The 11,397-nt window shown below is 71.0% G+C and carries 12 protein-coding genes and 1 other RNA gene; 9 read left to right on the forward strand and 4 right to left on the reverse strand.

Annotation, left to right across the window (positions count from 1 at the left end):
- Positions 1–145: 145 nt before the first annotated feature.
- Complete coding sequence (locus ACFWYS_RS32425; RefSeq protein WP_272123918.1) at positions 146–337, reverse strand: hypothetical protein; 192 nt, start codon at positions 335–337, stop codon at positions 146–148.
- Positions 338–643: 306 nt separating this feature from the next.
- Between ACFWYS_RS32425 and ftsE the strand changes: the two genes are divergently transcribed.
- The 8 genes from ftsE to ACFWYS_RS32465 all read left to right on the forward strand — a co-directional run bounded on the left by ftsE (position 644) and on the right by ACFWYS_RS32465 (position 8,167).
- Positions 644–1,333, forward strand: a complete 690-nt coding sequence (gene ftsE / locus ACFWYS_RS32430) for a cell division ATP-binding protein FtsE (protein ID WP_384776473.1) — start codon at positions 644–646, stop codon at positions 1,331–1,333.
- Between the two features lie 38 nt (positions 1,334–1,371).
- A complete protein-coding gene (ftsX, locus tag ACFWYS_RS32435) occupies positions 1,372–2,289 on the forward strand; it encodes a permease-like cell division protein FtsX (RefSeq protein WP_384776475.1) in 918 nt (305 codons plus the stop codon).
- A gap of 67 nt (positions 2,290–2,356) precedes the next feature.
- Positions 2,357–3,559, forward strand: coding sequence for a S41 family peptidase (locus ACFWYS_RS32440; RefSeq protein ID WP_384776477.1), 1,203 nt, complete (start codon positions 2,357–2,359; stop codon positions 3,557–3,559).
- Positions 3,560–3,618: 59 nt separating this feature from the next.
- Positions 3,619–4,161, forward strand: a complete 543-nt coding sequence (gene smpB / locus ACFWYS_RS32445) for an SsrA-binding protein SmpB (protein WP_384776529.1) — start codon at positions 3,619–3,621, stop codon at positions 4,159–4,161.
- 114 nt (positions 4,162–4,275) lie between these two features.
- Positions 4,276–4,644, forward strand: a transfer-messenger RNA (tmRNA) gene (gene ssrA / locus ACFWYS_RS32450).
- Positions 4,645–4,768: 124 nt separating this feature from the next.
- Complete coding sequence (locus ACFWYS_RS32455; RefSeq protein ID WP_384776479.1) at positions 4,769–6,070, forward strand: contact-dependent growth inhibition system immunity protein; 1,302 nt, start codon at positions 4,769–4,771, stop codon at positions 6,068–6,070.
- Positions 6,070–7,095: a DUF4232 domain-containing protein gene (locus ACFWYS_RS32460; RefSeq protein WP_384776481.1), complete on the forward strand. Its 1,026-nt coding sequence runs from the start codon at positions 6,070–6,072 to the stop codon at positions 7,093–7,095. The genes ACFWYS_RS32455 and ACFWYS_RS32460 overlap by 1 nt, the downstream gene beginning before the upstream one ends.
- An 85-nt stretch (positions 7,096–7,180) precedes the next feature.
- Positions 7,181–8,167: an alpha/beta hydrolase family esterase gene (locus ACFWYS_RS32465; RefSeq protein ID WP_384776483.1), complete on the forward strand. Its 987-nt coding sequence runs from the start codon at positions 7,181–7,183 to the stop codon at positions 8,165–8,167.
- 30 nt (positions 8,168–8,197) lie between these two features.
- Here the strand turns inward: ACFWYS_RS32465 and ACFWYS_RS32470 are convergent, their stop codons facing one another.
- The 3 genes from ACFWYS_RS32470 to ACFWYS_RS32480 form a co-directional block, all read right to left on the reverse strand.
- Entirely contained in the window at positions 8,198–8,530 is a 333-nt protein-coding gene (locus ACFWYS_RS32470) for a hypothetical protein (RefSeq protein WP_384776485.1), read from the reverse strand.
- 145 nt (positions 8,531–8,675) lie between these two features.
- A complete protein-coding gene (locus tag ACFWYS_RS32475) occupies positions 8,676–9,521 on the reverse strand; it encodes an SDR family oxidoreductase (protein WP_384776487.1) in 846 nt (281 codons plus the stop codon).
- Positions 9,522–9,621: 100 nt separating this feature from the next.
- Positions 9,622–10,584 (reverse strand): helix-turn-helix transcriptional regulator, encoded by a 963-nt coding sequence (locus ACFWYS_RS32480; RefSeq protein WP_384776489.1) that lies wholly within the window; start codon positions 10,582–10,584, stop codon positions 9,622–9,624.
- A gap of 65 nt (positions 10,585–10,649) precedes the next feature.
- Here ACFWYS_RS32480 and ACFWYS_RS32485 point away from each other — a divergent pair, with 65 nt between their 5' ends.
- Positions 10,650–11,255, forward strand: a complete 606-nt coding sequence (locus tag ACFWYS_RS32485; protein WP_384776491.1) for a TIGR03086 family metal-binding protein — start codon at positions 10,650–10,652, stop codon at positions 11,253–11,255.
- Positions 11,256–11,397: the final 142 nt, after the last annotated feature.

An 11,397-nucleotide genomic window follows, 5' to 3' on the forward strand; every position in this document is an offset into this window, starting at 1 on the left:
AGGGGGGGGGGGGGGGGGGGGGGGGGGGGGGGGGGGGGGGGGTGTGCGGGGGGCGGGGGCGCGCGGGGGGGGGGGCGGGGGGGGGGGGGGGGCGGCCCCCCCCCCCCCCCCCCTCGGTATGTCCGTCTACGGTGCGTGCGCCGCCCTACGCCGTCTGGTGCGCCAGCAGCGCCACCGCTGCGATCAGCACCGCCAGCAGGGCGATCAGCGTCATCGGGTTCAGGCCCGCGAACGGGTTCTCCTGCTGCAGCCGCTCGCGGTTCGCCCGGCAGACGGGACAGCGGCCCTCACTCACGGGCGCGGCACAGCTCGCGCACACCAGCCGGTCGTACGTCATGCGCTCGCCCTCCTAGCGGGTTCCCTCCGGGGGGTTCAACGGGTTCGGGCCCGAGAACGTTCCCTCTTCTACTGTGCCAGGTTCCTCCGGAAAGGGCTCAGGCGCTTCCGGAGGGGTGGTTGCCCATTGTCTCGCGGCTGCGGGCGGGTGGGGGCCGTTCGCGCAGTTCCCCGCGCCCCTGGCGGCGTCACCGTCATCCGGCACAAAAGGGCACAACCCTTACGCAACCCCTTCCGGCGACTGCGCCCCCACCCCCGGTTCGCGTATGGTCACGCTCATCTACCCCCGGCGACCCGTGGTGCATCCGTGATCCGATTCGACAATGTCTCCAAGGTCTACCCCAAGCAGACCCGCCCCGCACTCAGGGATGTGTCCCTGGAAGTGGAGAAGGGCGAGTTCGTGTTCCTCGTGGGGTCCTCCGGCTCCGGAAAGTCCACCTTCCTGCGGCTGATCCTCCGCGAGGAGCGGTGCAGCCACGGTCAGGTGCACGTCCTGGGCAAGGACCTCGCACGCCTCTCCAACTGGAAGGTGCCGCAGATGCGCCGCCAGCTGGGGACGGTGTTCCAGGACTTCCGGCTCCTGCCGAACAAGACGGTCGCGGAGAACGTGGCCTTCGCGCAGGAGGTCATCGGCAAGTCGCGCGGCGAGATCCGCAAGTCCGTCCCGCAGGTGCTCGACCTCGTCGGGCTGGGCGGCAAGGACGAGCGGATGCCCGGTGAGCTGTCCGGTGGTGAGCAGCAGCGGGTGGCGATCGCGAGGGCCTTCGTCAACCGGCCCAAGCTGCTCATCGCCGACGAGCCCACCGGCAACCTCGACCCGCAGACCTCCGTCGGCATCATGAAGCTGCTCGACCGGATCAACCGGACGGGCACCACCGTGGTGATGGCCACGCACGACCAGAACATCGTGGACCAGATGCGCAAGCGCGTCATCGAGCTGGAGCAGGGCCGCCTCGTCCGCGACCAGGCCCGCGGCGTCTACGGCTACCAGCACTGACCGCCGACACGCTCCACGGAAAGGCATAACCAGACGCCATGCGCGCCCAGTTCGTTCTGTCCGAGATCGGTGTCGGTCTCCGCCGCAATCTGACGATGACGTTCGCCGTCATCGTCTCCGTCGCCCTGTCGCTCGCCCTGTTCGGCGGGTCGCTCCTGATGAGCGACCAGGTCAGCACCATGAAGGGCTACTGGTACGACAAGGTCAACGTCTCGATCTTCCTCTGCAACAAGAGCGACGCCGAGTCCGACCCCAACTGCGCCAAGGGCGCGGTCACCGAGGACCAGAAGAAGGAGATCACCGCCGACCTGGACAAGATGTCGGTCGTCGACAAGGTGACGTACGAATCGCAGGACGAGGCGTACAAGCACTACAAGGAGCAGTTCGGCGACTCCCCGCTGGCCGCCTCGCTCACGCCGGACCAGATGCAGGAGTCGTACCGGATCAAGCTGAAGGACCCGGAGAAGTACCAGGTCGTCGCCACCGCCTTCGACGGGCGGGACGGCGTGCAGTCCGTGCAGGACCAGAAGGAGACCCTGGACAACCTCTTCGAGCTGCTGAACGGCATGAACTGGGCCGCACGGGCGGTCATGGCGCTCATGCTGGTCGTCGCGCTGATGCTGATCGTCAACACGGTGCGGGTCTCGGCGTTCAGCAGGCGCCGGGAGACCGGGATCATGCGCCTGGTCGGCGCCTCCGGCTTCTACATCCAGGCGCCGTTCATCATGGAGGCCGCGGTCGCCGGGCTGATCGGCGGGGCGGTCGCGTGCGGGTTCCTGGTGGTCGCCAGGTACTTCATCATCGATCACGGACTCGCCCTGGCCCAGAAACTCGATCTGATCAACTTCATCGGCTGGGACGCGGTGTTGACGAAGCTGCCGCTCATCCTCGCCACGAGCCTGCTGATGCCCGCGTTGGCGGCGTTCTTCGCGCTGCGCAAGTACCTGAAGGTGTGACCAACGCCAAGGGGGCCGTACGGGCAACGGACCGTACGGCCCCTTGCGTTGTCCTAGACTCACCGGCATGTCAGGTCGTGACCTGTTCTGTCAGCCCCGCCGCTTCGGCCGCGGGGCCGCCCTGACATTGGTCTTCGCGAGTGTGCTCGTCGCCGGTGCCGCGACCGGCTCCCTGCCCGTATCCGACCGGAAGTCTCCGGCCGGTGCCGCACGTTCGGCCGCCTCCGCGGGCGGCCACGAGGACATCGCCGCGGTGGCCGCCGAGGCCATGGCCGCCGGCCAGTCCCCCATGGAGGCCGCCGAGCGGGCGGTCAGCCGCAGCGGGGACCGCTGGGGCGCCGTGTACTCCGAGGGCGAGTACGAGGAGTTCGAGGAGGCCCTCGACGGCGCCTACACCGGCGTCGGACTGTGGGCGCGGCGCGAGCGGGACGGCCGGATCGAGATCACCAAGGTGCGGGCGGGGTCGCCCGCCGCGGCCGCCGGGATCCGCGCCGGTGACCGGCTGCGCAGCGTCGACGACCAGAAGGTCGACGGACGTCCGGTCACCGACGTCATCGCCTTACTGCGCGGGGACGCCACCGACGCCCCCGCCGGTACGGCCGTCACGTTGGGGCTGGAGCGCGGCACGCGCGCGTGGCACCTCACTTTGAAGCGGGCCCGTCTGTCCACCGATTCGGTCACCGTTCGAGAACTCGCCGGCGGCATCACCGTCGTCAGGATCGCCTCCTTCACCAAGGGCGCCGGCGCCGCGGTCCGCTCCGCCGTGCGGCAGGCCCCGGCCGCCACCGGCGTCGTCCTCGACCTGCGCGGCAACTCCGGCGGTCTGGTCACCGAGGCCGTCACCACCGCCTCCGCCTTCCTCGACGGCGGCCTCGTCGCCACCTACGACGTCGACGGCGACCAGCGTGCCCTGCACGCCGAGCCGGGCGGCGACACCGCCAGACCGCTGGTCGCGCTCGTCGACGGCGGCACGATGAGCGCGGCCGAGCTGCTCACCGGCGCGCTGCAGGACCGCGGCCGCGCGGTCGTCGTGGGCACCCGCACCTTCGGCAAGGGCTCGGTCCAGATGCCGAGCCGCCTCCCCGACGGCTCCGTCGCCGAGCTGACCGTCGGCCACTACCGCACCCCCTCCGGACGGGCCGTCGACGGCCGGGGCATCACCCCCGACCTGGAGGCCGAGCGGGGTGTCCTGGAGCGGGCCGAGACGGTGCTGAGCGGGCTCGGCGATTCGTCGGGCGGGGCGTCGGGCGAGTCCTCGGGCGCCTCGTAAATCGGCTTTCCGTCCGCCCCCTCCGTAGTGCGAAAATGGACGGCACTATGAGCAAGGGAATGTACGTACCGAAGGAGTCCCAGCCCAAGCAGGGCGGGTCGGCCGCGAAGGCCAGGGACGGCGAGAAGGGCGGCAAGCGCAAGATCGTCGCCCAGAACAAGAAGGCCCGGCACGACTACGCGATCATCGACACGTACGAGGCGGGCCTGGTGCTCATGGGCACCGAGGTCAAGTCGCTGCGTGAGGGACGGACGTCGCTGGCCGACGGCTTCGTCCAGATCGACCGGGGCGAGGCGTGGCTGCACAACGCCCACATCCCGGAGTACCACCAGGGCAGCTGGACCAACCACTCCGCGCGCCGCAAGCGCAAGCTCCTCCTGCACCGCGAGGAGATCGACAAGCTGGAGGCCAAGTCCCAGGAGACGGGTCACACCATCGTGCCCCTGGCCATCTACTTCAGGGACGGCCGGGCGAAGGCGGAGATCGCTCTCGCGCGAGGCAAGAAGGAGTACGACAAGCGGCAGACCCTGCGGGAGAAGCAGGACCGGCGGGAGTCGGACCGGGCGATCGCGGCGGCGAAGCGGCGGCAGCGGGGCGGCTGACGGGCGGGAATACAGTGGCATCGGCGTGCGTTGGTCACGTACGATGGCACTGCACCTCACAGAGGGTGCCGCGCCTCCGTCGGTTCTTTCTGGCGGGATTTGAAAAAACAACATGGGGATGATCGGTTTCGACAGCGGTTGTCGAAGCAGGGGAAGCGTGTCGAGGAAGCGGCAATGATCTCGTAAACCATATGTCGCAAAAAATAATCGCCAACACCAAGCGCGATTCCTTCGCCCTCGCTGCCTAAGTAGCGACTTGCGAAGTGTCAGCCCGGGGCTGTTCCCGACCCGGATCCTGGCATCAGCTAGGGAACTAAACCTTGATCCCGGTCACGGGGTGAAGAGGGAAATCTAACAGTGACTGAGCCCGTTCCGGACTTGTCTGGGTGATCCGGAGGGCTGAGAAACTCGTACCAGACTGCACACGGAGAAGCCCTGATTCCGCACCGTTGGACGCGGGTTCGATTCCCGCCATCTCCACACGATCGGGAGGTTTCCGAACCTCCCAACCCATGTGGGCAAAGGCCTCGCCGCCTCCGGGCAGCGGGGCCTTTGTCATGCCGGAAAACGTGAAACACGGGGGATGAAGACGGGGATGAAGACGGGGATGCCGACGCAGCCGGACGAGCCGTACTACGTGATGTACGACGACGACTTCGGGCTCAGCGGTCTCGCCGGGAGGTCCGGGGCCGCCCTTCCGCTCGCCGGCGGCGAGGTGGAGGGGGACGAGCAGGTCGGGGAGGACGCCCGGAGGCTGCTGGAGTCGTCACTGTCGGACGGCATGATCCGTACGCTGTGGCTGGCCGCCGACGGCGAGCGGTCCGATCCGGCCGCCCGGGGCTCGACCGTGCGGTCCTGGCTGGGCGGCTGGTCGCAGGCGTATCCGGCGCCGCCGCCGAAGCCGGCGAAGCGCTTTGTGAAGTACCGGAGCACCATGTTCGTGGAGCCCTCTCGGCCCGTGCTGGTGGAGGAGGAGATGCGGGACGCCGTACTCGCCGAGATCGGGGCGGTCGAGGCGGACCTGGAGCGGGCGGTGCCGCTGCCGGAGGTCGTCCCCGTTCTGCGGCGGGCCGTCGTCGAGGCCGGGCCGGACCTCGGCTTCCGGCTGCTGCTGCGGATCCTGAAGACGTACTCCGTGCGGGTCGACAAGGCGCGCTACGACCGGTTCATCGAGCTCAGCGAGCCCTTCGAGTACTGCTTCACGGTCGTCCACGGCGGGCTGGCGGTCGACTGGCCGCCCATCGACCCGGCCCGGCGTGACAACGACTGGGACTTCGGGCTCTCGGAGCTCAGCGGGCGGTTCGCGCACTGGTACGACGGCACGGCGGACGAGGCCCTGCGCCAGGTGGCCGGGGCCGACGGCGTCCGGGAGTCGCCGGGCACCGGTGCCGCCGTGCTGCTGGACGACGTGACGCGGCTGCTCGCCTCGCCCCTGTCCACGGAGACGCTCACCACCCTGTGGCTGGCCGCGAGCGACTGCGGCTACCGGCCCGAGCGTTTCGGCCTCGGCATACGGCAGTGGCTGGAGCGGATCGCCGAGGTCTGCCGGGAGCGGCTGCGGGAGACCGCGCCCGCCTACCGGCCGGAACCGGCGTCGGTGCCGGTGCGGGCGGACCTGGCGGAGGACGTGCTGCGTGAACTGCGGGGCCTGGAAGGCGAGTTGGCGTCCAGGACCATTCAGCCGCACGGGCAGGGCGTACCGGGTGCCGACGCGGCGCGGGCGCTGGAGCAGGTCGTCGTCCAGGTGGATCCCGACCTCGGTTTCCGGCTGTTCCTGCGGGTGCTGCTCGCGCTGTGGATGCCTCTCACCCAGGAGCGGTACGGCCGTTTCCGGGCGCTCGGGGAGCGGTTCGGATATGGCGAGTTCCATGTGTCCCTGGTCGATCAGTTCATTCAGAATGATCTGTGATGTCTGCCAACCCGCGCGCCCTACGCGCCCTTCCCGGTGCTCCCGCCGTTTCCGCTGTTCCGGCCGTCCTCGCCGGTGTTCTGCTGCTCGCCGCCTGTGGTTCGCAGAGCGCCGCGCCGGGCGGTGACGGGCGGGTCCGTGCCGAGGCGCTGTGTCCGTCGGAGTTCGCCCAGAACGGCAGCCGTGCCTCCGGTACGCCGACGCCGCTTCCCCTGCCCTCGGCCGACGGGACGACCGGGGGCGACGTGAAGGTCACCGGGCTGTACGCCTGGGGGAGTGGAAGTGGCTGCGGGGCCGATTTCTCCGCCGGCTTCGAGGTCACCAACAGCGGCACGGAGAAGGCCGCTTACACCGTCACCCTCGGGTTCCTCTCCTCGTCCGGCACCATCGTCGACCACGTGGAGCGCACCGTCGCCCCGGTCGGGCCGGGGCGGACCGTCAAGGGGACCGCCGGGCTGGGGGCGTCGATGGGGGACGCGTCGGACGTGGCGAACGTCAAGGTGGAGAAGGTGCGCAGCGTTCCCGCCGACGAGGCGTCGTCCGCCTCGGGGCCGTGCCCCGCGTCCGGGGTGCATCTCTACGCGGACAAGGGGGATGCCGCCATGGGGCTGCGTGTCGTCGGCCTGCATCTCGTCAACTGCGGCACCCGGCCCTACCGGCTCGACGGCTACCCGAAGCTCGAACTCCTCGATGAGGACCACGACTCCGTCGACGGGGTGCGGATCCTGGACGGTACGGACGCGATCAGCACCGGCGTCGGCGGCACCGGCAGCCCGCGGCCCGTAGTGCTGAAGCCGGGCGAGGCCGCGCAGACCACGCTGGCGTGGCGGAACACCACAACCTTCGGCGAACCGGTGAACGCGCCGTACGTCCGGGTGTGGGCGAAGCCGGGTGCCCGCCCGGTGACGGTGGTGCCGGAACTCGACCTCGGGACGACGGGGAAGCTCGGTGTCGGGGCGTGGGCGAAGGACGAGTCGTTCCGGGGCGACGCCGGCGCCACGCCGCGGCCCACGGTGGTGCCGTAGGACGCTCTCCGCACATGGCCGACGCTTCGGTTGTGGTGTCCCACTCCATATCGGCGAGTCGTTCACGTTTCTACGGTCCTTCCCCATGACACAGACCAGAGCCGCAAGTCAGCGAGTCCTCCTATGGGCGACCCTTCTCGTCGCCGCCCTGATCGCCGCCGTCCTCACGCCCGGCCGAGCCACCGCCGCCTCCCTCCAGGAGGTCACCGGGTTCGGGAGCAATCCCGGTGCTCTGCGGATGTTCCGGTACGTCCCCGACGGGCTGCCCGCCGGGCGGCCCGTGGTCGTCGCCCTGCATGGGTGCACGCAGAACGCCTCCGGATACGGCACCGGCAGCGGGTGGACGCAGCTTGCCGATCGCTGGGGCTTCTCCGTCGTGCTGCCGCAGCAGCAGGCCGCCAACAACGCCTCTTCCTGCTTCAACTGGTTCCAGAGCGGGGACATCGCGCGCGGTCAGGGCGAGGCCGCGTCGGTTGCGCAGATGGTGGACCGGCAGGTCGCCGATGTCTCCGGTGACGTGTCGCGTGTGTATGTCACCGGGCTGTCCGCCGGGGGCGGGATGGCGGCCGTGATGATGGCGGCGTACCCGGAGAGGTTCGCGGCGGGCGGCGTCGTCGCCGGGCTGCCGTACGGGTGTGCGCAGGCCGCCGGGTCGCCGTATGTGTGCATGTACGTCGGGGCGACGCAGACGCCGAAGCAGTGGGGGGACCGGGTGCGGGCCGCCCGGCCGGGGTACTCCGGGCCCTGGCCCACGCTGGTCGCCTTCCAGGGCACGGCCGACTACACCGTGAAGCCCGTCAATATGACGGACCTGATGCGGCAGTGGACCGATGTGCACGGGGGCGATCAGGTCGCCGACGTGAGCGACAGTGTCGCCGGGTATCCGCATCAGGTCTTCCGGGACGCGGGCGGGCGTGCGGTCGTGGAGACGTACAGCGTCACCGGGATGGGGCACGGGCAGCCCGTCGATCCGGGCAGCGGGAGTGAGCAGTGCGGAAGTGCCGGGGCGTATCTGCTCGATGTGAACCTGTGCGCGGCGTATCGGATGGGGCGGGCCTGGGGGCTGGGCTGAGCCGCGGTGAGGGCGTCGGCTGCCCCGGGGTCACAGGACGCCGGGGCAGGTGCGGTCCGCCAGGAGCCGGTTCCAGGTTGCCGTCGCCTCGGTCAACTGGTCGGTGCAGCGGGCCAGTTGGGGGTGATGGAAGCTGAGCGGCGTGGCGTCCCGGAGAGTGGCGCACAGGGCCGTCAGGTGGGTGAGGGTCTCGCCGAGCCGGTCGGCGGTCGCGTCCAGCCAGTCCGACAGCTGCTCGGGGTCGGCCGGGGGCGTCTGACGGGTGAGGTGGAGCAGGGTCGCCGCAGCGGTCTCGGCGTTCGTGGCCGCGGCTTCCATGGATACGGCGTCCGTGGCCGCAGCGTCCGTGGGTACGGCTTCCATGGAGGTCTCCCTGCGTCGTTCGGCCCTGCGTCGGCTGGGGATGGCCCGCCCCGGACCCGTACGGGGGATTCCGGATCCGGGGCGGTGCCGGGGGCCGCGGCGTGGCGTCACTCGGGGGCGCCGCGGCTGTTCGGGGGTGTCGGCGTCACTTGAAGGCGTGCACGTTGCGCTGTGCCCATCCGGCGAAGGAGCCGGCCGGGCGGCCGAGGACGCGCTCGGTGTCGGAGCTGACGCGCTGCTCGGCGGGGAGCGGTTCGCCGAGGATGTCGAGGGTGCCGTCGATCACCGGCTCGGGCATGAACTGCGCCATGTGCTCGCGGGCCTGCTCACGCGTCAGCTCCACGAAGCCCACCTCCTCGCCGATGGCCTCGGCGAGCGCGGCGGCCTGCTCGCGCGGGGTGACGGCGGCCGGGCCGGTCAGCTCGTACGTCTGCCCGGCGTGGCCCTCGTAGCGCAGCACCACGGCGGCGACCTCGGAGATGTCCGCCGGGTCCACGACGGGCAGGGCGACGTCGGCGAACGGGGCGATCACCGTGCGCTGGGTGCGGACGGTCTCGATCCAGGCGTAGGCGTTGGAGGCGAAGCCGCCCGGGCGCAGGATCGTCCAGTCCAGGCCCGAGGTGCGGACGGCCTCCTCGAACTCCCGCAGCCGGCCGTGCGAGAGGGCGTCCGGGCGGGTGCCGTTGATCTGCGAGGAGAGCAGTACGACGCGTCGTACGCCGGACTCCTTGGCGGCGGCCAGGACCTCGACGGCGGGTGCGCCGCCGCCGAGCAGTTCGCCGGCCAGCAGGATGAACAGGGCGTCGGCGCCCTCCAGGGCGGGGCCGAGGGTGGTGGGATCGGCGAGGTCGGCGCGGACATGTCGCGCCCCCTCCGGAAGGTCGTGGGAGAGGGGATTGCGGGACACGGCCGTGACCTTCTCGCCCGCTGCGGCGAGCGCCTCGACGAGCGGGCGGCCGACGTTTCCGGAGGCTCCGGTGACAACGATCATGAGAACTCCCAAAGTCGTGGATAAACAGGGGTAATCAGGGAGAAGCTGGGGCGCTTTCGCGCGATGTCTGCGACGTTAGCATCCTTCGTATAGTAGGTACCTAGAGGAAAGTGACTCTGTCTTCCTCGTAGCGAGCCGTGAGGGCCCGGCCGAGGCGGGCCAGCTGTTCGCGGGCCTGCTCCGGGCCCACCACCTCGACGCGGTCCGCGAGACCGGCGAACTGCGCGGCCAGTACCTCCACGGACGGTCCGGCGGCCTCGATCTCCCGTCTGCCGTCCGGCAGCAGCCGGCCGATGCTCAGCCGCCCGTCGAACAGCCGCTGGAGCAGCGGCAGGGCGTCCTGGTCCGCGTGTGCGGTGACCGTCGCGGCGAGCAGGCGGTCCTCCAGCCGGGTGGCCAGTGAGCGCCAGGCGGCGGCCAGATCGAAGTCGGCGGGACGGGCGACCGGCTCGTCCGTGGGCTCCGCCGAGGTGACGCGGCCCAGCCGGAAGGAGCGCAGCCCGTCCGGGGTGCCGGCCACCATGTACCAGTGGCCCGCCTTGAGGACCAGGCCGAGCGGGTCCACGGTGCGTTCGTGCGGTTCGTCGCCGGGGCGGGCGTAGCCGAGGCGGACCCGTCTGCCGTCCAGTACCGCGCGCTCCAGGGCCGTATGGTGCGGGCCGCCCGCGGTCACGGCGGTGCGCGACCAGTCCAGCTCGTCGACGATCCGTGCCCGGGATGCCGCCTCGGCGTGCGGGCGCAGCGGTTCCGGCACGGCGCGCAGTAACTTCCGCAAGGCCGCGCGCAGTTCGGGGGAGGCGCCCGACGCGCCCGCGGCCAGGAACAGCGCCTGCACCTCCGGCGAGGTGAGCCCGGTCAGGTCCGTGCGGGCCCCGCCGACCAGGCGCCAGCCGCCGCCCCGGCCGCGCTGGGCGTAGACGGGGACGCCGGAGGCGATCAGGGCCTCCAGGTCGCGGCGCGCGGTGCGTTCGGAGATCTCCAGCTCGGCGGCGAGCTCCGCGGCGGTCACCCGGCCGCGCGCCTGGAGGACCAGCAGAGCCGCCACCAATCGGTCAGCTCGCATCAGAGATCAGCCTTTCCGGGGAAATAGGCCGGAGGATGGCCTATTTGGCCGCAAGACTCGACGGCATGACGAACCCTGCGAACACCCCTGCCAACCCGTCCCTCCCCGACTCCCGCGACGGTCTTTTCAAGGCCGTCGACCTGGCCGGCGACGTGCTCGCCGCCGTGCGGTCCGAGGACTACGACCGCACCACGCCGTGCCCTGACTACTCGGTACGCCAACTGTCCAATCACCTTGTCTCCGTGCTCCGCAGGGTCGCCGTGATCGGCGCCGGCGGTCAGTTCTTCGCCGTTCCGCACTTCGCCGAGGACGTCGCCGACGGCGCCTGGGCCGAGGCCTGGGCCGCCGGGACGAAGGAACTGCGGTCCGTCTGGTCGGACCCCGCGGTCCTGGGCCGGGAGATCGGGCTGCCCTGGGGGCCCGTCCCCGGCGCCGTCGCCGCGATCATCTACACCAATGAGTTCGTGCTGCACACCTGGGACCTGGCCAAGGCGACCGACCAGAGCCCCGAGTGGGACGACACCGTCCTGGCCGCACCGCTGGCCGCCATGCAGCGGGCCGTGCCCCGTGAACCGCGCGGCGGCCAGGTGCCGTTCGGCCCCGTCGTGGACGTCCCGGAGGACGCCCCCGCGATCGACCGCCTGGTCGGCTGGTACGGCCGTAGGCCCTGAGTCGGTACAGCCCGTAGAGCTCGTTCAGCCTGTACGGCAGTCGCGCCGGGGGGGGGGGCCGGCCCCGCCGGCGGGGGGGCCCCCGCCGGGTGTTTTGCGCGCCCAGGGTCGGGGGGGGGCAGAAAATAGCGGAGGGGGCGTG

The sequence above is a fragment of the Streptomyces sp. NPDC059010 genome, from assembly GCF_042740355.1.
In the GTDB taxonomy this organism is placed as follows: domain Bacteria; phylum Actinomycetota; class Actinomycetes; order Streptomycetales; family Streptomycetaceae; genus Streptomyces.